The 20,512-nt window shown below is 65.5% G+C and carries 21 protein-coding genes and 2 riboswitches; of the genes, 16 read left to right on the plus strand and 5 right to left on the minus strand.

The window, feature by feature from the left end; translation table 11 throughout:
- Positions 1-97: 97 nt before the first annotated feature.
- A complete protein-coding gene (locus tag F3J45_RS01345; protein WP_167056023.1) occupies positions 98-697 on the minus strand; it encodes a TetR/AcrR family transcriptional regulator in 600 nt (199 codons plus the stop codon).
- 92 nt (positions 698-789) lie between these two features.
- On the opposite strand from F3J45_RS01345, the gene F3J45_RS01350 reads away from it, so the two are divergent.
- Positions 790-1,389: an NAD(P)H-dependent oxidoreductase gene (locus tag F3J45_RS01350; protein ID WP_167056026.1), complete on the plus strand. Its 600-nt coding sequence runs from the start codon at positions 790-792 to the stop codon at positions 1,387-1,389.
- Between the two features lie 6 nt (positions 1,390-1,395).
- Here the strand turns inward: F3J45_RS01350 and thpR are convergent, their stop codons facing one another.
- Positions 1,396-1,941, minus strand: coding sequence for an RNA 2',3'-cyclic phosphodiesterase (gene thpR / locus F3J45_RS01355; protein WP_167056029.1), 546 nt, complete (start codon positions 1,939-1,941; stop codon positions 1,396-1,398).
- Between the two features lie 157 nt (positions 1,942-2,098).
- Here thpR and lpxO point away from each other — a divergent pair, with 157 nt between their 5' ends.
- The 3 genes from lpxO to F3J45_RS01370 all read left to right on the plus strand — a co-directional run bounded on the left by lpxO (position 2,099) and on the right by F3J45_RS01370 (position 4,080).
- On the plus strand, positions 2,099-2,998 hold the full coding sequence (gene lpxO, locus F3J45_RS01360; RefSeq protein WP_167056052.1) for a lipid A hydroxylase LpxO: 900 nt from the start codon (positions 2,099-2,101) through the stop codon (positions 2,996-2,998).
- A 96-nt stretch (positions 2,999-3,094) separates the two neighbouring features.
- Complete coding sequence (locus tag F3J45_RS01365; RefSeq protein ID WP_205299996.1) at positions 3,095-3,433, plus strand: carboxymuconolactone decarboxylase family protein; 339 nt, start codon at positions 3,095-3,097, stop codon at positions 3,431-3,433.
- 77 nt (positions 3,434-3,510) lie between these two features.
- On the plus strand, positions 3,511-4,080 hold the full coding sequence (locus F3J45_RS01370; RefSeq protein WP_167056057.1) for a GNAT family N-acetyltransferase: 570 nt from the start codon (positions 3,511-3,513) through the stop codon (positions 4,078-4,080).
- Positions 4,081-4,346: 266 nt separating this feature from the next.
- Here F3J45_RS01370 and F3J45_RS01375 read toward each other — a convergent pair whose 3' ends face one another.
- Complete coding sequence (locus F3J45_RS01375) at positions 4,347-5,093, minus strand: outer membrane beta-barrel protein (RefSeq protein WP_167056061.1); 747 nt, start codon at positions 5,091-5,093, stop codon at positions 4,347-4,349.
- Between the two features lie 159 nt (positions 5,094-5,252).
- A riboswitch (cobalamin riboswitch) is annotated at positions 5,253-5,459 on the plus strand.
- Positions 5,460-5,567: 108 nt separating this feature from the next.
- On the opposite strand from F3J45_RS01375, the gene F3J45_RS01380 reads away from it, so the two are divergent.
- The 7 genes from F3J45_RS01380 (at position 5,568) to F3J45_RS01410 (ending at position 14,013) form a co-directional block, all read left to right on the plus strand.
- Entirely contained in the window at positions 5,568-7,676 is a 2,109-nt protein-coding gene (locus F3J45_RS01380) for a TonB-dependent siderophore receptor (RefSeq protein ID WP_167056064.1), read from the plus strand.
- Positions 7,677-7,912: 236 nt separating this feature from the next.
- Positions 7,913-9,079: a DUF1624 domain-containing protein gene (locus tag F3J45_RS01385; protein ID WP_167056067.1), complete on the plus strand. Its 1,167-nt coding sequence runs from the start codon at positions 7,913-7,915 to the stop codon at positions 9,077-9,079.
- Between the two features lie 28 nt (positions 9,080-9,107).
- A riboswitch (cobalamin riboswitch) is annotated at positions 9,108-9,308 on the plus strand.
- Between the two features lie 107 nt (positions 9,309-9,415).
- Positions 9,416-10,426, plus strand: a complete 1,011-nt coding sequence (locus F3J45_RS01390; protein ID WP_167056070.1) for an ABC transporter substrate-binding protein — start codon at positions 9,416-9,418, stop codon at positions 10,424-10,426.
- On the plus strand, positions 10,426-11,442 hold the full coding sequence (locus F3J45_RS01395) for an iron ABC transporter permease (protein ID WP_167056073.1): 1,017 nt from the start codon (positions 10,426-10,428) through the stop codon (positions 11,440-11,442). Before F3J45_RS01390 ends, F3J45_RS01395 begins: the two co-directional genes overlap by 1 nt.
- Entirely contained in the window at positions 11,439-12,227 is a 789-nt protein-coding gene (locus tag F3J45_RS01400; protein WP_167056077.1) for an ABC transporter ATP-binding protein, read from the plus strand. Before F3J45_RS01395 ends, F3J45_RS01400 begins: the two co-directional genes overlap by 4 nt.
- A gap of 17 nt (positions 12,228-12,244) precedes the next feature.
- Entirely contained in the window at positions 12,245-12,679 is a 435-nt protein-coding gene (locus F3J45_RS01405; protein WP_167056081.1) for a pseudoazurin, read from the plus strand.
- Complete coding sequence (locus F3J45_RS01410) at positions 12,676-14,013, plus strand: OprD family porin (RefSeq protein ID WP_167056084.1); 1,338 nt, start codon at positions 12,676-12,678, stop codon at positions 14,011-14,013. The genes F3J45_RS01405 and F3J45_RS01410 overlap by 4 nt, the downstream gene beginning before the upstream one ends.
- Here the strand turns inward: F3J45_RS01410 and F3J45_RS01415 are convergent.
- Positions 13,968-14,312, minus strand: coding sequence for a hypothetical protein (locus tag F3J45_RS01415; RefSeq protein WP_167056089.1), 345 nt, complete (start codon positions 14,310-14,312; stop codon positions 13,968-13,970). The two genes, F3J45_RS01410 and F3J45_RS01415, sit on opposite strands and share 46 nt — an antisense overlap.
- Positions 14,313-14,418: 106 nt before the next feature.
- On the minus strand, positions 14,419-14,919 hold the full coding sequence (locus tag F3J45_RS01420) for a GNAT family N-acetyltransferase (protein ID WP_167056094.1): 501 nt from the start codon (positions 14,917-14,919) through the stop codon (positions 14,419-14,421).
- 109 nt (positions 14,920-15,028) lie between these two features.
- Here F3J45_RS01420 and F3J45_RS01425 point away from each other — a divergent pair, with 109 nt between their 5' ends.
- From F3J45_RS01425 to F3J45_RS01445, 5 genes are all read left to right on the plus strand, one after another.
- Positions 15,029-15,508 carry a hypothetical protein gene (locus F3J45_RS01425; protein ID WP_167056101.1) on the plus strand — a complete coding sequence of 160 codons (480 nt, stop codon included), beginning with the start codon at positions 15,029-15,031 and terminating at the stop codon, positions 15,506-15,508.
- Between the two features lie 282 nt (positions 15,509-15,790).
- Positions 15,791-16,813 carry a UV DNA damage repair endonuclease UvsE gene (gene uvsE / locus F3J45_RS01430; RefSeq protein ID WP_167056120.1) on the plus strand — a complete coding sequence of 341 codons (1,023 nt, stop codon included), beginning with the start codon at positions 15,791-15,793 and terminating at the stop codon, positions 16,811-16,813.
- Positions 16,814-16,930: 117 nt separating this feature from the next.
- Entirely contained in the window at positions 16,931-17,707 is a 777-nt protein-coding gene (locus F3J45_RS01435) for a ParA family protein (RefSeq protein ID WP_167056124.1), read from the plus strand.
- 64 nt (positions 17,708-17,771) lie between these two features.
- Entirely contained in the window at positions 17,772-18,182 is a 411-nt protein-coding gene (locus tag F3J45_RS01440; protein WP_167056127.1) for a DUF2946 family protein, read from the plus strand.
- 68 nt (positions 18,183-18,250) lie between these two features.
- The gene (locus F3J45_RS01445) at positions 18,251-20,401 is read left to right on the plus strand and encodes a TonB-dependent siderophore receptor (protein WP_167056130.1); all 2,151 of its coding nucleotides are present in this window, start codon (positions 18,251-18,253) and stop codon (positions 20,399-20,401) included.
- Positions 20,402-20,512 lie beyond the last annotated feature (111 nt).

A 20,512-nucleotide genomic window follows, 5' to 3' on the forward strand; every position in this document is an offset into this window, starting at 1 on the left:
AGCGACGCGGTGGATGGCACCGGCTTTGCCGGTGTTCGCGGGGCAAGCCCGCTCCTACAGGGAGTCGCCGCGCGCAGGGCTGGGTGATCCCCTCGCTTCACGCCTGGCGCTCGACCATGGCGATGATGGCCGCCTGCAACTCGGCCTTGGCCTGCTCGGCCTCCAGCTCTCCCGCCGCTGCCGCCTGGGACAACGCCTCGGCCGCCCCGATCAGCAAACGCATGCCCGCTGCACCTATCGCGCCACGGCGAGCAAAGGCCCCCAGTGCGGCTTGGCACTTGTCGAGAAACGGCTGCTCGTAGGCCCGCTTCAATGCCTCCATTTCCGGTGACCCCGCCAGTGCCGCCGCCACCCCGGGCATCTCCCGGCCCTGGCTCATCACGCAGTCCACATAGGCCCCGGCAATCACCCCGGCGCGCCCGCTGAGGGTCGCCTCGCAATGGGCCAGCGCCTGTTCCAGCATCACCGACTGCCGGGCGTCGTAATCCTGGTAAAGCGCCGCCAACAGCCCGGTGCGAGTTTCGAAATGGTCGTATACCACCGGTTTGGTCACGCCAGCCTCCTGCGCCAGGTGGCCGAGGCTCAGCGCGTCGGTGCCCTGCTGGCGCACGCATTGCCAGGCCACGTCCAGCAGCTGGCGACGCCGTTGTTCCCGGGAAAGCCGCTTGCGCGGTGCTGCCGTGTCATCGCTTGACATGAATAACCTACCAAAAGTAACTTACCAATCGTAACTTACCTTGAGTATATAGCGCTCAAGGCCCAACCGCACCCCCACTCTGGAGAAGCCCCATGCACGCCTTGATCGTGATCGGCCACCACGACCCCGACTCGCTTACCCACGCCCTCGCCCAGCAGGTTGCCGACGGCCTGGCCAGTACCGGTCACGGCAGTGAAATCGCCGACCTGGCCCGCGAAGGCTTCGACCCGCGCTTCAGCCTGGCCGACCATGCCGTGCACCGCCGCCTCGCCCCGCCGCCGGCCGACGTGCTGCTGGAGCAGGCGCGTATCGACCGCGCCGATGCCCTCGTACTGGTCTACCCGATCTACTGGTGGTCGCTGCCGGCGCTGCTCAAGGGCTGGGTCGAGCGGGTGTTCAGCAATGGCTGGGCATTCGACTACGAAGGCGGCGTGAACACCAAGAAACTGCACGACCTGAGGGTGCATCTGGTCGGCGTGGCCGGCGCCGATGCGGGCACCTTCGAGCGCCATGGCTATGGCGAAGCAATGCGCGTGCAGATCGACCACGGCATTTTCGACTACTGCGGCGCCAAGGTGCTCAGTTCGACCTTGCTGGCAGACAGCGAGGGGCCGGACGCCGCCGCCCACCTGCGCAAGGCTCGCACCCTGGGCGAGCAGTTGTTCACCCGCGCTGGCCACCAGCGCGCCTGAGCGGCGTTAGTTCGCCAGGGGCCATTGCGCCAGCGGCCAGTAGCGGCCCTTGCGCGACTCGTACAAGGTGAAGTGGCGGGCGCTGAAATGAAAGTCCGGGGCCTGGGCCGACTCCGGTGCCTGCCCGCGAAAATCCCGCGACAAGGTAAGGTGCGGGCGGTAGTCGCGGCCCTGCTCCGCGAAGCCCATCGGCAATAACGCCTGCTGCAGGGCATACACCAGTTGGCGCAGTGCCAAGGGCGTTTCCTGGGGTTCGAGCACCAGCGCACCGGCGCGCTGCCAGGCGTTCAGCCGGTCGAGCAGCAGGCGAATCGCCCTGCCTGGCAGGGTCAGGTTGTCTACTGCTGCGCAGATCGCGGGCACTTGGGCTGCATCCACATCACCGAGAAACAGCAAGGTCAGGTGAAAATTCTCGCTGGGCACCGGCTTGCCGCTGCGCAGGCTAAGGCCGCGCCGCCACTGGGCGACGGCGCGGCGCTGGGCGTCGCTGACCGGCAGGGCGAAGAACAGCCGTTTGAAGGGAACGCCACTCGGGCGAATGTCCTGAACCATGGCAACTCCCTCGCATGAAACGTTTGCGCAAACCATAGGCTATTCCACCTAAGTCGCGCCGAATTGACGTAACAATATGTACAAACTAACCCGATGATTGTTTATGCTGGCGGGCTTAAGCCATGGCGCATGGCCATTTTTCGACAAGTAACCGTCCATGAAAATTGCACTCGTACTGATCTTCGTCCTCTCGATCGCCTATGTTCACCTGCGCGGTCGGGTACGCCACAAGCTGACCCGTCAGCTGGGCGACCACTCCAGTTTCCTGGCCCCGGTCAACAGCTTCCTCTACCTGTTCTCCAAACACCCGGCCAAGCCTTACCTTCCGGTGGAAGCCTTCCCCGAACTGCAACCGCTCAAGGATCACTGGCAGGAGATTCGCACCGAAGCACAGCAGCTGTTGCACGTGGGTGAAATCAAGAAGTCCGACAACTATGACGACGTTGGTTTCAATTCGTTCTTCAAGACCGGCTGGAAGCGCTTCTACCTGAAGTGGTACGGCGAAAGCCACCCGTCGGCAATGTCCCTGTGCCCCCGCACCACCGAGCTGCTGCAAGGCATCGGCACGGTCAAGGCGGCAATGTTCGCCACCCTGCCACCGGGTGCCAAGCTGGTGCGCCACCGTGATCCGTACGCCGGTTCCTACCGCTTCCACCTGGGCCTGGACACCCCCAACGACGATGGCTGCTACATCGACGTGGACGGTGAAAAGTACTCCTGGCGTGATGGCGAAGGCGTGATCTTCGACGAAACCTATATCCACTACGCGGCCAACACCACAGAGCACAACCGCATCATCCTGTTCTGCGACGTTGAACGCCCGCTCAAGTACCGTTGGGCCACCGCCTTCAACCGCTGGTTCAGCCGCAATGTGATGGCCGCCGCCGCAGCGCCCAACGATGCCAACGACAAGACCGGTGGCATCAACCGCCTGTTCACCCGCATCTACAAGATCCGCGAGCGCGGCAAGGCACTGAAGAAGCGCAACCGCATGCGCTACTACCTGGAAAAGTGGCTGGTAGTGGCCGCCCTGGTGCTGGTGTTCGTGTATATCTGAAGCCCCCTTGCGCCTGTCGCCGCCGCCGGCGGCAGGCGCAAATTGGTCTAGCCTGAAAGCTCCTCCAGAAACCTTGCCAAGGTGAAGACGATGAGCATGATGGACTGGGACGCCTACCGTAAGCAGTTGATGGCCGGCATCGGCGACCTCAAGCAACTCTCCCCCGACACCGTGGCCGGCTACATGACCGCCAGCGGTGCCGGCGCCAAGACCAACCACCTGGACGCCAAGACCCGCGAGCTGATTTCCCTGGCCGTGGCCGTCACCACGCGCTGCGACGGCTGCATCGCCGTGCATTCGCAACAGGCCGTCAAGCACGGCGCCAGCCGTGAAGAAATCGCCGAAGCCCTGGGCGTGGCCGTGGCGATGAACGCCGGCGCCGCGCTGGTCTACTCGGCCCGTGCCCTGGATGCAGTAGGCAAGGCCAACGGCTGACGCCAAGGGCGTCGTCGCCCTTGCGCGACGGCGCCGCGTTACCCAGACTTGGCGGCCTAGCCACAGCAGGAACCGCCATGATCCATATCCGCCCCATGACGCCCGCCGACTTCGAGCGTTTCTGGCCCACCTTCCAGGCCGTTGTCCAGGCCCGCGAAACCTATGCCTTCGACCCCGCGCTGAGCCTTGCCCAGGCCCGCCAGCTGTGGCTGGAGCTGCCCTTGCGCACGCTGGTGGCCGAGCAGGACGGCGAGCTGCTCGGGTCCTACTACCTCAAGGCCAATGCTGCCGGGCCCGGCGCCCATGTTGGCAACTGCGGCTACATGGTGTGCGAGGCCGCCCGTGGCCGTGGTGTGGCCCGGCTGATGTGCGAGCACTCGCAGAAGCTGGCCCGCCAGGAGGGCTTCCTGGCATTGCAGTTCAATTCGGTGGTGGCCAGCAATGAAGTGGCCGTGGCGCTGTGGCACAAGCTGGGCTTCGAAACCGTCGGGCGCTTGCCCAAGGCCTACCGCCATGCACGCCTGGGGTTGGTCGACTGCCTGGTGATGTACAAGTGGTTGGCCGATGAACCGGTGGTGGAGAAACCACCGCTGCTGATTGGGCGCAAGAACATCGAGGCCCGGGTGTCGCGCCGGCGCGGGCGTTAGCCGGTGAAGGCCCCATCGCGAGCTGCGCTCGCTCCTACGAAAAAATCGTAAATATTTGATTTAACTGATATTTCTGTAGGAGCGGGCTTGACCCGCGAAGCAAGCACCGTGGTGCATGGCACCGGCTTCGCCGGTGTTCGCGGGGCAATGTTCCCTGCGCGACAGCGCAGCCCGCAGGGCTGGGTGATCACCTACGGGATTTGCACAATTATCCCGGTAGGAGCGAGCGCAGCTCGCGATCAGGGCCAAGCCTGCCTACATCAACCTCAGAACGCCAGGCCAACCTTGAAACCAAACTCGTCACGCTTGAGCTTGTTGTTGTCGGCCACGTCCGAGTCTTCATCCAGCTTGTACTCGGTACGGGTGTAGTAAACGCCCGCCTGCACCGGCATGCCGCCCTGCTGGTTCATCAGCAAGGTGACCTCGGCATAGGGGTTGGTGCGGTCTTTCATGTCGACGCTGTCGCTGCCAAAGTCGTCCACCTTCAGCCGCGCGCGGCCATCGATGCTGCGGCGCGCTCCCACTTCCACGCGCAGGGTCGAGGCATCGAACTGGTGGTTGTAGCCAAGCGCAGCCTTGGCAAACGGCGACTTGTAGGTCAGGCGGGTGTCCAGGTCGTTGATCTCGGGTTCGAAACGGGTCCAGCTGTAGCCACCGCCCACCGTCACATCGACGAAGTTGCGCGCGTCCAGCGCGGCTCGCCAGCCAAGGTCGAGGTCGGCCTGGGCTTCCTTGAGCTTGTTGTCGTTCTTCTTGCCGTACTTGGCTTCGGCACCGATCTGGTAGATGAAGCCGGACTCGGCCGTCAGCTTGTTGCCGAAGGTGGCAAAGACGCCGCCCTGGCCCAAGTGTTCCTTGTCCGATTCGCTGCCGCCTTCGAACTTGAATTTGTCGTAGGCGCCCAGCAGGCCGACGCTGAACAGCGGTTCGGTGCTCGGTGCCGCCGTGGCCAGCAGTGGGCTGGCAAGCAGGGTGGCGAGGCAGGTGTGGCGCAGCAGGTTACGGGCGAGCATGCACGAAGTCTCCATGACGTTGTGTTGAGTGCGAACGTGCAGTTCGAGACTGCGCCAGGCGCAAAAGTTCGAAAAAAAATCCATAAAAACGCACAACCCGGTGATTCATCACATTTTTCCCTGCACGTGCGTATTTGACGTGATGGCCTTTCGATGCTCAACTGCGCGCCGTTTTCAGGTGTCCTGCGCCGCCGTGCGCAGGGTGAAACGGGAAGCCGGTGCGTCGTGGTCCACGACAAGTCCGGCGCTGCCCCCGCAACGGTAAGCGAGCGATGCCTTCGACACACCACTGTGCGCCAGCATGGGAAGGTGAAGGCCTCATGCCCCTCGCAAGCCCGGAGACCGGCCTGGAACATTACTTGGCAACCCGCGGTGGGCGGGCGCAGGCCGGTACCTGCGTGCGCACCTGCATGTGGGGTACGCCTTTGCGTGTTTTCCACCGGGATGCATTCATTCCTGCAACAGTGGAACGACATGTCCCGATTCATCCAGCTTCACCCTCTGGCGGCCTGCCTGGCCGTCGCCCTCCCGGCCCTGGCCGACGAGCCCGTGCTGGCCCTGCCTGCCACGGCCATCAACGGCAGCCACGACGCACAACGCATCGACCTGGCCACGCCGACCGAGGCCGGCTCGCGGCTGAACCTCAGCGCCCTGGACACCCCAGCCAGCACCACCAGCATCACGGCTGCGCAGATCGAGCAGCGCAACGACCTCACCGTGCAAGACGCCGTCACCCGCTCGCCCGGCATCACCTTCATCGGCAACCCAGGCGATGGCGGCACCGGCCTGTCGGCCCGGGGTTTCACCGGCCACGGCTCGGTGATGACCCTGTTCGACGGCGCACGCCTGTACACCGGCGCCGGCACCCAGACCTTCCCGGTCGACCCGTGGATGGTCGAGCGCATCGACGTGATCCGTGGCCCGGCCTCGGTGCTGTATGGCGAAGGCGCGACTGGCGCGGTGGTCAACGTGATCCCGAAAAAGCCGTTCACCGGCGACATTCGCAACCACCTGCGCCTGGGCTACGGTTCCTGGGACCGCCAGCAACTGGGCCTGGACAGCGGCGGCAGCCTCAGCGAACGCCTGAGCTACCGCCTGACCCTGAACCAGCAGGCCGGTAACGGCTGGGTCGACCGCACCGACTCACGCAGCCTGGCCCTGAGCGCCGCGCTGCGCTTCGACGCCAGCGACGACCTGAGCTTCACCCTCGCCCACGAGCGCGGCGATGCGCAACCGGCCAACTACTACGGCACGCCGCTGATCGACGGCCATTACCGCAGCAGCCTGCGCAAGAAGAACTACAACGTCGACAACGACGTGCAGCGTTACCACGACGAGTGGACCCGCCTGACCACCGACTGGGCGATCAACGACCAGCTCAGCGCCAGCAACCAGCTCTACTACATCAAGAGCCGCCGCCACTGGCGCAACGCCGAGAACTACAGCTGGGACCCCGAGCGCGAGCAACTGGAGCGCCAGGGCTACCTGGAAATCCGCCACAACCAGGAGCAGATCGGCGACCGCCAGACCTTCACCTTCGACCACAGCCTGTTCGGCCTTGCCAGCAAGACGTTGGTTGGCGTGGAGTACAACAAGGTGCGCTTCAACGTCGACCGCAGCAACGGCCTGGGCGGCGACTACCTCGACCCGTGGCAACCGACCCCGGGTTGGTTCCAGCGCGACCCAGCAGGCGAACGGCAGACGCTGTCCACCACCCACACCTTCGCCCTGTTCGCCGAGAACCGCCTGCAACTCACCGAGCGCCTGTCGCTGGTAACCGGGGTGCGCCGCGACCAGAACCATATCGACCGCGACAACCTCATCGATGCCAGCCGCAGCGACCGCAGCCTGCAAGGCGGCAACTGGCGTGCCGGGCTGGTGTTCGCAGTCAACGACGCCCTGTCCCTGTATGGCCAGTACTCCACCAGCCAGGATGGCGTGGACAACCTGGTCAGCCTCAGCCCCGAGCAGATGCACTTCGACCTGACCGAGGCCAGGCAGACCGAGTTGGGCCTGAAGCAGCGCTTCTGGGAGGGCCGTGGCGAGTGGACGCTGGCAGCGTTCCATATCGTCAAGAAGAAACTGCTGGTAGATGACCCGCTCACCCATGACGCACAGCAGGCCGGGCAGCAGACCTCCGACGGCCTGGAGGTATCGCTGGAGCTGGCCCTGGCGCACCAGTGGCAGGTGTCGGCCAACGCCGCGTTGGTGCGGGCCCGCTACGACGATTTCTACGAGGTGGTGGATGACGTGGCCATGGACCGTGCCGGCAACCGACCCGCCAATGTGCCACGGCGTACCGCCAACCTTTGGCTGAGCAAGGGCTTTGGCCAGCAGGTCGAGGCCGGGATTGGCGCGCGCTACGTGGATGCGCGCTATGCCGACAGCGCCAACAGCCAAAGTGCGCCGGGGTATACCGTGGTCGATGCCAACATCGGCTGGCAGGTGCTGCCGGATGTGCGCCTGGGGTTGCAGGTGAACAACCTGTTCGACCGGGCGTACGTGGCCTCGGCGTTCAGTGGCGAGCAATGGGTGATGGGGGCGCCTCGGTCGTATTTCGCCACCGTGGATTACACCTTCTGATTTCAGCCGCCCCTGGTAGGAGCGAGCGTAGCTCGCGATGGGGCGCGCAGCGGCCCCGGTTTTCAGCCCATCGCGAGCTGCGCTCGCTCCTACCAGTTCATCCACCGTAAACGGGTGAAGACGCGAGTCTCGAAGAGGGCCAGCCCAGGCTATACAAAAAATCGCTATCAACCGCAAATGAATTAGTTATAAGATAACGTTTCATTTGACATTCATTCCTGCCTGCGACCCTTTCCATGACCAGCGCCTCAGCCACCCCCACCCTGCTCACCCAGCGCCTGCAGAGCATCGATGCCCTGCGCGGCCTGGTGATCCTGTTCATGCTGCTCGACCACGTGCGCGAAACCTTCTTCCTGCACCGCCAGGTCAGCGACCCGATGACCATCGACGTCACCGAACCGTCGCTGTTCGCCAGCCGTACCCTGGCCCACCTGTGCGCCCCGGTGTTCGTCCTGCTCACCGGCCTGTCGGCCTGGCTGTACGGCGAGAAGTACCAGGGCCGCAGCGACGTCTCGGCGTTCCTGTTCAAGCGCGGCCTGTTCCTGGTGGTGCTGGAGTTCACCCTGGTCAACTTCGCCTGGACCTTCCAGCTGCCACCGAGCGTGGTCTACATGCAAGTGATCTGGGCCATCGGCGTGAGCATGATAGCCCTGTCGCTGCTGGTGTGGCTGCCACGCCCCGCCCTGTTCGCCCTGGGCGCCGCGATCATCGCCGGGCACAACCTGCTCGACGGCCTGCACTTCGGCGTGGAATCGGCGCTGCACGTGCCGTGGGCAATCCTCCACGACCGCGGCTGGCTGGAAGTGTCCGACACCCTGCGCCTGCGCACCTCCTACCCGGTGTTGCCATGGATCGGCGTGATCGCCCTGGGCTACTGCATCGGCCCTTGGTTCGCCCGTGGCAGCGAGGCCGGCGAGCGCCAGCACCGGTTGCTGCTGGCCGGAGTGATCGCCCTGCTCGGCTTCATGGTGCTGCGCATCTACAACGGCTACGGCGAAGCCCCCTGGAGCGGCTACCCGACCGTGACGCAGACGCTGATGAGCTTCTTCAACATCACCAAGTACCCGCCATCACTGCTGTTCCTGGCCCTGACCCTGGGCTGCGGCCTGCTGTTGCTGCGCGCCTTCGAGCGCGCCGGGCTTGCCCGCTGGATCAGCGCCCTGGCCGTGTTCGGCGCAGCGCCAATGTTCTTCTACCTGCTGCACCTGTACGTGCTCAAGCTGCTGTACCTGGCCTGCGTGGCGCTGCTGGGCCTTAACCACGGCGACTACTTCGGCTTCGACAGCATCGCCTCGGTATGGCTGAGCGCGGTACTGCTGGCCGTGGCGTTGTACCTGCCGGTGCGCTGGTTTGCCCGACTCAAGGCGCGCCGGCGCGACCTTCGCTGGCTCAAGTACTTCTGATTTGCGCTTTTGCCCGGCGGCCCGATGGTCTACCATGCGGCCCGCCGGTTTCCACCACGGAACTAATAGGGAATCCCGGGCCCGCCTGCACGGCGCGCCAATCGGAACTGCCCCCGCAACTGTAGGTGCCGAGCCTGCTCCATCGATGCCACTGGGCCAATGCCCGGGAAGGCCGGAGCCGGGCCATGACGCACCAGTCAGGAGACCTGCCGGCAAACATTCACCAACCGGCGGGGTGTCCGGGATGGCCATCTGTGTTGCCTTTGCGCCTGCAAAGGCGCGGCGATGCCTGTCCGTGCGTTCCTCACCAGAACCATTCGATAGGAGATCACCCGCATGCTGCTTCGCTCTACCGCCCTGCTCGCTGGCCTGAGCCTGGCCGGCCTGGCCCAGGCCGCCGCTACCCACTACCCGTTGACCGTCGACAACTGCGGCGTGCCGCAGACCTTCGCCCAGGCCCCTGAGCGTGCCGTGACCATCGGCCAGGCCGGCACCGAAATGCTCTATGCGCTGGGCCTTGGCGACAAGCTGGCCGGCACGTCGCTGTGGTTCAACAATGTGCTGCCCGAGTACCAGGCGGTGAACGCCAAGGTGCCGCGCCTGGCCGACAACGACCCAAGCTTCGAGGCCGTGGTCGGCAAGCGCCCGCAACTGGTGGCCGTGCAGTTCGAATGGATGGTCGGCGCCCAGGGCGTGGTGGCCACCCGCGAGCAGTTCGGCGAGCTGAACATCCCCACCTACCTGCTGCCCTCGGACTGCGAAGGCAAGGACAACCTGGTGGGCGCCGACGGCACCCGCTTGCAGGCCTTCCAGGTCGACAGCATCTACAAGAGCGTCAGCCAACTGGCCGAGATCTTCGATGTGCAAGACCGCGGTGCGGCGTTGAACGCCGACCTCAAGGGCCGCCTGGACAGCGCCCGCCAGCAGCTGGCGGGCAAGGACCTGGCCAACACCTCGGCGCTGTTCTGGTTCTCCAGCGCCGACCTCGACATCGACCCCTATGTTGCCGGCCGCCAAGGCGTGGCCGACTTCATGCTGCGCACCCTGGGCGTGCGCAACGTGGTGGAGTCGACTGAGGAATGGCCGACCGTGGGCTGGGAAACCCTGGCCAAGGCCAACCCGACCTGGCTGATCATCGCGCGCATGGACCGCCGCCGCTTCCCGGCCGACGATTACCAGAAAAAGCTCGAATTCCTGCATAAAGACCCGGTCACGCGCAACATGGACGCGGTGAAGCACAACCGCATCATCGTGCTCGACGCCGACGCCATGCAGGCCGGCATTCGCCTGTTCCGCGGCCTGCAGACGCTGTCTGCGGCCTTTGCCAGCGGTAAAGCAGCCCAGTGATGAAACGCCTGTTGCCCTACAGCGCCCTGGCCCTGCTGGCCCTGGTTGCCGCCTTGCTCGCAGGCACCGCCATTGGCGAAACCAGCCTGTCGCCCCAGGTGGTTTTCCAGGTGCTGGCCAACCACCTGTGGCAAGCGGGCTACCCGGTCGACCCAATCGACGCCGGCATCGTCTGGAACTACCGCCTGACCCGCGCCCTGGTCGCCGCCGCCTGCGGCGCGGGCCTGGCAACCTGTGGGGTGATTCTGCAGGCGCTGCTGCGCAACCCGCTGGCCGAACCCTACCTGCTGGGGTTGTCTGCCGGGGCCTCGACCGGCGCCGTGCTGGTTGGCCTGCTGGGCCTGGGCAGTGTTGCCCTGAGCATGTCCGGTGGCGCCTTCATCGGCGCGCTGGCAGCGTTCGCCCTGGTGTTGGTACTGGCCCGTGCGGCCGGGCCGAGTAGCAACAATGCCCAGGTGATTCTCGCCGGCATTGCCGGCTCTCAGCTGTTCAATGCCCTCACCGCGTTTCTCATCACCAAGTCGGCCACCGCCGAGCAAGCCCGCGGCATCCTGTTCTGGCTGCTGGGCAACCTCAGCGGGGTGCGCTGGCCGTCGGTGTGGCTGGCCCTGCCGGTGGCCCTGTTTGGCTTGGCGGTGTGCCTGTGGCACCGCCGGGCGCTGGATGCCTTCACCTTCGGCGCCGATTCGGCCGCCTCGCTGGGCATCGCCGTGCGCCGCACGCAATTGCTGCTGATTAGCTGCGCCGCACTGGTGACGGCAGTGATGGTGTCGATCGTCGGCGCCATCGGTTTCGTCGGCCTGGTGATCCCCCACGCCCTGCGCCTGCTGCTCGGCCCCGGCCATAGCCGCCTGCTGCCGGCCAGCGCCCTGGGCGGTGCGCTGTTCCTGATTGCCGCCGACGTGCTGTCGCGCACGCTGATCCCCGGCCAGGTGATTCCGGTGGGCGTGGTCACCGCGTTGATCGGTGCACCGGTGTTCGCGCTGATCCTGGTCAGCCGCCGGGGGCGCCCATGACCGCCATGCCTACCGCCCAGCTCGCCCCCCTTGCCTGCAGCGGCCTGGGCCTGCAACTGTCGGGCAATACCGTGCTGTGCAACATCGACCTCACCGTGCTGGCTGGCGAAACCTTGGGCATCGTTGGCCCCAATGGCTCGGGCAAGTCGTCGCTGCTGAAGTTGCTGGCCGGGTTGCGCACACCGGGTACCGGCAGCGTGCAGCTGCTCGGTGAACCGCTGGCCCGCCTGCCGCGCCGGCGCATCGCGCAAACCCTGGCGCTGGTCGAGCAGCAGGCCGACACCCTCGACGCCATCAGCGTGTTCGATGCCGTGGCGCTGGGGCGCACGCCTTGGTTGTCGGCGCTTGCGCCGTTTTCCAACGCCGACCGCGCCATTGTCGAACAGGCCCTGGCCGACCTCGACGCCACGCACCTGCGCACGCGCATCTGGAACTCACTGTCCGGCGGCGAGCGCCAGCGCGTGCACATTGCCCGCGCCCTGGCCCAGCGCCCACAGGTGCTGTTGCTCGACGAACCGACCAACCACCTCGACATCCAGCATCAGCTGAGCCTGCTGCAGCAGGTGCAGGCGTTGCCGGTGACCACCCTGGTGGCCCTGCACGACCTCAACCAGGCGCTGACCTGCGACCGCCTGGCGGTGCTCGACAAAGGCCACCTGGTCGCCCTGGGCAAGCCCCTTGAGGTGCTGACCCCCGAGCGCCTGCTGAGCACCTTCGGCGTGCACGCCCATTACCTTACCGACCCTTACGACGGCGCGCGCATCCTGCGTTTTCGCGCCCCCTGAACCAGGAAGTTCCTGCCATGTTGTTGCGCCCTGCCGCCCTGCTGCTCGCCAGCGCCCTGACCGCCGCCCCAGCCTGGGCTGACGTGCACGAAGTGAAGATGCTCAACCGCGGCCCCGCCGGGGCCATGGTCTTCGAACCCGATCACCTGCGCATCGCTCCGGGCGACACGGTGCGCTTCCTGCCCACCCAGAGCGGCCACAACGCGGCCAGCGTGCCCGGGTTGCTGCCAGCCGGTGCCGAGGCGTTCAAGAGCAAGCTCAACCAGCCCTACGAGCAGACCTTCACGGTGCCTGGGGTGTACGGCATCCAGTGCATTCCACACCTGGCCATGGGCATGGTGATGGTGGTGCAGGTGGGGGATGGTGCCCCTGCAGAACTGCCAGAGGCGCTGCCGGCACGGGCCAAGGCGCGCTTCGCCGCCCAGTTGCAACAGCTGGAGGGCGGGCAATGAAGTGCCTGCTGCTCAGCCTGCCACTGGCTAGCCTGGCGCCCTTCGCGCTGGCAGATTCGGCGCAATCGCAAAGCAAGGGCTTCATCGAAGACAGCAGCTGGAGCCTGCTCAACCGAACGGTGTATGACCAGCGCGACTACAAGCACGGTGGGCGCAACAGCGGTGCGCGCAACGCCTACAAGCCACGCAGCGAACGCAATGGCATGGCCGAGGAATGGGCCTACGGCCTGATGGGCACCTTCCAGTCCGGGTTCACCCAGGGCCTGATCGGCGTTGGCGTCGATGCCCACGCCTACCAGGGCGTGCAGCTCGACAGCGGCGGCGGCCGGGCCGGCAAGGCGCGCCTGCTGGGCGTGGACAACGACGGCCACCCCAAGAACGAATACAGCCGTGGCGGCGCGGCGCTGAAGGTGCGGGTGTCCAACACGGTGCTGTCCTACGGCGAGCAACGGGTGAAAACGCCGGTGTTCAGTTCCTCGGACAGCCGCCTGCTGCCGGAAACCGCCACCGGTTTCTTCCTCACCAGCAGTGAAATCGACACCCTCAAGCTGGTCGCCGGCCACTTCAACGAAAGCACCGACCGCAACGCCTCAAGCCACGACCAGGGCTTCGTGGTGAACTACTCCAACGCCCGCCAAGGCAACAGCTTCGACCTCGCCGGCGTAGTCTGGAACCCCAGCGCGGCCTTCAGTGGCAGCCTGTACACCTCGCGCTACGAAGACACCTGGAACCAGAGCTACCTGGGCAGCACCCTCACCCACGCCCTGGACGACCGACGCAGCCTGAGCCTGGACCTGAACCTGTACCGCACCACCGACACCGGCAAGGCGTTGTCCGGGCGCATCGACAACACCACCTGGAGCCTGGTTTCGCGCTACGCCCAGGGTCCGCACAGCTTCAGCCTCGGCTGGCAGCAGGTGGACGGCAACACGCCGTTCGACTATGTCACCCGCGGGGCCATCTACATTGCCAACGCCGTACAGATGTCGGACTTCAACGCGCCGAACGAGAAGTCATGGCAGGCGCGCTACGACTTGAACATGGGCGCCTATGGCGTGCCCGGCTTGAACCTGACTGCGCTGTACGTGCGCGGCTTCGACATCGACGGTACCCATGTCGACCCCAACGGCGGCTACGCCTACCTGGGCTACGGCAAGGGCGGCAAGCACTGGGAACGCGACCTGGAGGCACGTTACGTGGTGCAGAGCGGCAAGGCCAAGGGCACCACCTTTTCGCTGCGGCACAACGTGCACCGGGGCAACACGGCGCAGGCGGAGCTCGATGGCGATCAAATCCGTTTGGCGGTGGAGTGGCCGCTGTCGGGCGGGTTCTGAGCCGCCGGTTCGCCTAGCCCCCACTCGCGCCGCTCCTGGGCCGACAACCTGGCGACGACCTGCGGCAACAGTTCGCGGGTCGGCTGGCCAGCCTGATGGCGAGTCAGCACGAAACGCTTCACCGTCCGCGGCCAACTGCCGTCCTTGTGTGCCATGCCGATGATGCCGGCGGCGTCCTGGCTGAATACCTTGGGCCGAACCTGCAGCAGCCGGCGTTCGAAGTCGCTGCAGGTCCAGTCGTCATCACGGCATTCGAACTCATCGAGCAGTTCGAGCTTGTACAGCGCGAGATGGGCCATCCGGGTTGTTCCTTTCTTCAATGCAAAGCGCGTGAAGGTAAGGAATTGGTGGGGGAATGCCTATGAACCGGGTGTTTGGGCCGCGCTGCATCGTGTAGGAATTTGCCTACATCTGCAGCCAATGTTCCATGTGCGTGGTCTGCCACACCGGGTCTTCTTCCACATCGGTCAGCGCAAAGCCCTGCCGTTCCCAGAAGCGGATCGCACCGGGCAGGAACGGGTGGGTGTGCAAGTACAGGCACTGCACACCTGCTTCGGCGGCATGCTCGCGCAAGGCGGCAAACAATGCGGCAGCCAGGCCGTGACGGCGGTACTCGGGCAACACGAACAGGCGCACCACCTCGACCACGCGCTTGCCGTGGTAGTCCAGTTGCGCGAAGCGGTGGTCATACGGCAGGTAGCCGATGCCCGCGATCAGCCGGCCTTGGTCCCGCGCTTCCAGGAAGTGCCCTCGGCCAGCCAGGTACGTGCCGGCAAAATCGGCCAGGTCCCTGGGCAGGGGCGAGCCTGCGAGCATTGGAAAAAGCTCGCGCCGGGCGCTGTCGATGAACGCCACGACTTCGCTGATGCGGTCGCTGCTCGGGGTTTGGATGATCCAGTTGGGCATGGTGATGGCGGCGTGCTGTGGGCGAGCGATTTTCTACCGCACTGGCTCATTGCTGACAACCCAACCTCGGTATAATCGACGCTTTGAAATACCCGCCCAAGGCCACCCCATGCCCCGCATCCCGACGTTGCTGTTGCCCCTGCTGTTCACTGCTGCCCTCACCGCCTGCGACCAGAAACCCACCCGCGAGGAGCAGATCCTGGCCAACCTGCCGCTGCAGGAGGCCTACGACCACAACATCGAGCGCATGGCCACCCTGCTCGCCCGCACCCACCCGCAGCTCGGTGAAGCCACCATCGCCGAGGTGCTGCGCAAGCACCTGACGGTGGAAGACCAGCGCCAGGACCTGTTCAAGCTGTACAGCGAGAAGAACTTCAGCGATGCCGAGTTCGCCACCATCGTCGACGCCACCCGTGACCCGGCCAAGGCCAAGGCGCTGGAGGACACCGAAGCCGGCAAGCAGTTGAGCGAAAAGCTCACTGGGTTGATGCGCGAGACGGCGCGGGACCAGAAGGTGCAGGCCCTGGCCGAGCAGCGGATGCAGCAGGTGGAGGATGAGTTGCAGGCATTGGAAAAACCTGGGGCCTGAACGGTAAGCCTGGCACCGGCGTTCGCGGCTCGCGTTACCAACGCGCACGCGACCGGTAGGAGCGAGCGAAGCTCGCGATGGGCTGCAAAGCAGCCCCGGCGCTATCAGGCGCGAAGCTGAAACCCTGGGGCCGCTGCGCGCCCCATCGCGAGCTACGCTCGCTCCTACCGGGGCGGCGGCGGCCTGGAGATTGATGACGCGGTGGGCGGCCGGCGCAGGCTGAAGTGATCTTTCTGTGGCTCGAAAGGGTCCAACCAACACCGATTGCTCTGGAGACTCACCATGCCCCGCCTGGGCTTCGCCTGCATGTACCGCCATCCCGACCAGCGCCTGCCGGCCAAGGCCCTGGACGCCATCGAACGCCCCTTCAACCCGCGCACCACCACCCTGCGCTGGCTCTCCAGCGCAGCCCCCGAAGCCGCACGGGCCAAGCTGCTGGAGCTGGTGCAACACAACCTCGACGCACAGGTGCGCCTGCTGGCCTACGTCAGCGAACTGCCGCCGATGCTGCGCATGTTGCGCCTGAGCAGCGACCTGCTGCCGCTCTACAGCCACCCAAGCGTAGCGCCGCTGTACCGCGACCCCGCGTTCCAGGCCCTGATGGCCTCGGGCTTCGCGGCCATCGGCAGCCTGGCCCGGGATCAGGACATTCGCCTGTCGTTCCACCCCGGCCAGTACTGCGTACTGGGTTCGGACCGCGCCGAGGTGGTGGAAAACAGCCTGGCCGAGTTCGAGTACCACGCCGACATGATCCGCCTGATGGGCTATGGCCTGCGCTTTCAGGACTTCAAGTGCAACGTGCACATTGCCGGGCGCCTGGGTGCCGAGGGCGTGCGCCAGGTTTGGCCAAGGCTTTCGCAGGTGGCGCGCAACGTGATCACCTTCGAGAACGACGAGAAAACCTACGGCGTCGACGACTGCCTAAGCCTCGCCGACCTAGCGCCGGTGGTGCTGGACATTCACCACTGCTGGATTCACGAAGGCGACTACATCGACCCGCACGACCCGCGGGTGGCGCAGGTGATCGACAGTTGGCGCGGCGTGCGGCCAACCATGCACTACTCGCAGCCACCCGAAAGCCTGCAGGCACTGGGCTTTGATGCCGGCAGCAAGCTGACCATCCCGGCATTGCTGGAGCGGGTGAACAAGCGCGACCTGTATCAACACAGCGCGCAGATGTGGAACGACTGGACCAACCGCTATGCGCTGGCGTTCCTCGACCGGTTCGACATCATGTTCGAAGCCAAGGACAAGAACCTGGCAACGCTGGACTTCTACCGGCGCTATATCGAATCTCACCCGTAATGGTCGGCGCGAGCTACGCGCTCTCCTACATGTTCTACACTTGTCATAAAACTGTCGTCTTTCGGTCATAGGATTGACCCCAACCTGACATTTCCCTTCTTCATGGATGAGCGTCTCATGCGTCGTGTGGTTTTCAATCAGAAAGGTGGCGTCGGCAAGTCGAGCATCGCCTGCAACCTCGCCGCCGCCAGTGCTGCCGAGGGTTACCGCACCCTGCTGGTCGACCTCGACCCCCAGGCCAACGCCACCTACTACCTCACCGGCCTGACCGACGACGCCATTCCCGCCGGCATCGCCGACTTCTTCCGGCAAACCCTCTCCCCGGTCACGGCCTCGGGCAAGAAACACCGCGTGGCGATTACCCCCACCCGCTACGACAACCTGCACCTGGTCACCGCCAGCCCCGACCTCAGCGACCTGCAAAGCAAGCTGGAGAGCAAGTTCAAGATCAACAAGCTGCGCAAGCTGCTGGTAGAGCTGGGCGAGGACTACGAACGCATCTACATCGACACGCCTCCGGCGCTGAACTTCTACACCTTCAGCGCCCTGGTGGCGGCCGAGCGCCTGCTGATTCCGTTCGACTGCGACAGTTTCTCGCGCCAGGCCCTGCACAGCGTGATGGCCGAGGTCGAGGAGCTGCGCCAGGACCACAACCCGGCCTTGCAAGTGGAAGGCGTGGTGGTCAACCAGTTCGCCGGGCGCACCGCGCTGCACCAGACCCTGGTCGAGCAACTGCGTGACGAAGGCATGCCCGTGCTGCCGGTGTACCTGAGCAGTTCGATCAAGATGCGCGAGTCACACCAGGCCTCGGTGCCGCTGGTGCACCTGGCGCCGCGCCACAAGCTGGCCCAGGAATTCGTCGAGCTGCTCGACCTGCTCGAACGCGCCGCCTGACCTGCGACAACCTGCCGCGCCCAGGCACTACCCTGCCGTTCGTCCGGGTGATAGATTCGCCGCCATGAAAATCACCCGGCACACCCGCACGCTGACGGCCTGGGCGCTCTATGCCAGCGTCCTGTTCAGCCTGTTGCTGTGCGGCCTGCACCATGGCCAGATGGGTGGCCTGCGCCTGGCCGGCCTCGAAGGTGGTTTCTGCGCCGTCAACAGCGAGCATGGCGTGGCCATCGACCTCGATGGCGCCGGCGGTGACCAGCACATGGCCCAGCTCGATTGCCCGGTGTGCTCCTCGTTCGGCCTGGCCGTGGCGCTCAGCAGCGGCGGTTGGTCGTCCACCCCGGCGCAAGCCCGCGCCACGGCGCCCATCGTCGTGCGCAGCTGGGCGCAACCACCGCCGCGCCAGCAACGCCCTGCCCTCACGCCCCGCGCTCCACCCTCCACCTTCCCCGCAGCCGTTATTCATTTCGCCTGACCTCAGCCGGGCGCGCCTGCCTGCGCGCTCGCCGTCAGCCATGACCTTTGCGTGGAAGACCCTACACCATGTTCCGCAAGACCTCCCTGGTGCTCATGATGAGCACCTGCAGCTTCGCCTGGGCGGACAACGCCGCCATCGAACTCAGCGCCACCACCATCGATGGCGAGCGCGAAGCACCGACCGGCGTGCAACTGGACGAGCCCATTCATACCGGCTCGCGGCTGGGCCTGACGGCCCGCGAAACACCGGCCTCGGTCAGCGTTGCGGACCGCCGCGTGATCGAGCAACGCGACGCCAAGGACAGCCAGGACGTGATCAACGCCATGACCGGTGTCAACGCCTCGGCCAACCCCGGCTATGGCGGCTTCGTCAGCTACCGCGGCTTCACCCAGAACCAGGTCACCCAGCTCTACAACGGCATCAACCTGGGGTACAGCAGCGCCACCCGGCCGGTGGACGCCTGGGGGCTGGACCGCGTCGAACTGCTGGGCGGGCCGTCGTCGTTCCTGCATGGCGCAGGGGCGGTCGGTGGCTCGATCAACTACATCAGCAAAACCGCCAGCCGCGACCCGCACACCGTCGACGGGCGCATCCGCTACGGCAGTTTCGATGACAGCGAGGTGGCCTTCGGCGTCAACCAGGCCCTGGCCAGCAACCCCGCCGATGCCCGTCACTTCATGCGCCTGGACTACAGCCACAGCCAGGGCAACGGCTACATCGACCGCAACGAACGGCAAACCGACAGCCTGGCCTTCTCCCTGCTCAGCGACCTGGCGCCCAACCTCACCCACACCCTGGCGCTGGAATACCAGGAGGACCGCGAACGCAGCCCGTACTGGGGCACACCGATCCTGCCCGGGCGCAGTACCATGAAGATCGACAACAGCCGCCGCTTCGAGAACTACAACGTCGCTGACGGGCGCTACGAACAGCGGGTACGCTGGTTGCGCTCGATCCTCGACTACCAGGTCGATGACAGCACCAGCGTGCAGAACACCCTCTACCACTACAGCGCCCAGCGCGATTACCGCAACCTCGAAGGCTACCGCTACACCGCCGACGGCAACGTGCTGCGCTCCAGCCCCTACCTGCAGCGCCATGAGCAGAGCGTGCTGGGCGACCGTATCGAACTGCGCCACGACAACCGCCTGTTCGGCCTGGCCAGCCAATGGTCGCTGGGCCTGGACTACTCGCACATGCGCCAGAGCGTGTACCCAACCTCCGGCAGTTGGAGCGATGTGGTCGACCCGGAGCACTTCGACCCCGGCAGTTTCCAGGACATCCCCGGGGTGAATGCCGGCCTGACCAAGCAACGCCGGCACGTCACCAGCAACCGCGCGGTGTTCGCCGAAAACCGCCTGCAACTGACCGACCGCCTGGCCCTGCTGACAGCCCTGCGCTACGACTACCTGGACATGCAAGTGACCAACTACGGCGCGGTGTCGGCCACCTCGCCGGCCTACTTCGAACGGCGCTGGGAGCCGCTGTCCGGGCGCATCGGCCTGACCTACGCGCTGACCCCGGCGGTGAGCTTCTATGGGCAATACAGCACCGCCGCCGACCTGCCGGCCGGGTCGCTGGCGGCCGCTACCTACTCCAATGTGGGGTTGTTCGACCTGTCCAAGGGCGAGCAGTGGGAAGTGGGCAGCAAGTTCGACGTTCTCGACGGCCGCGGCGCGGCAACCGTGGCGCTGTACCAGATCGTGCGCAAGGATTTCGCCGTGCGCGACTCCAGCAACCCCAACCTGACCGTCCAGGCCGGCCAGCAAACCTCCCGCGGCATCGAGCTGTCGGGACGCTTGCAGGTAACGCCGAAACTGCTGGCCGAAGGCAACTACGCCTACGTCGATGCGCAGTACGATCGGTTCAACGAGGCGGTCAACGGGGTGTCGGTGTCGCGCAAGGGCAATGCGCCGGTGAACGTGCCGGCCAATGTGGCCAACCTGTGGCTGACCTACAGCCTGACCCCGGACTGGTCGGCGGGGGTGGATGCCCGTTATGTCGGCTCGGTGTACGCAGACAACGCCAATACCCTGAAGGCGCCGGCCTACACCCTGTATGGCGCTTTCGCCCGCTACCGGCTCGATGCGCACACCACCGTCACCGGGCGGGTGCGCAACCTGACCGATGAGGTGTACGCCAAGCAGGCCTACGGGCTGCAGTACTATATGGGCGCGCCGCGCACCTTGGAAGTGGCGCTGGACGTGCGCTTCTAACGGGATTACCTGTGCCGGCACCCGCGCCGGCACAGGCATTCAGAAACTTCCTACCCTTCAGCCGCCCAATTTCCGAGTTCACTCTCAACAATACTGTGCACCCTCGTTCAT

Source organism: Pantoea sp. Ap-967 (assembly GCF_011752565.1).
Taxonomy (GTDB): Bacteria; Pseudomonadota; Gammaproteobacteria; order Pseudomonadales; family Pseudomonadaceae; genus Aquipseudomonas.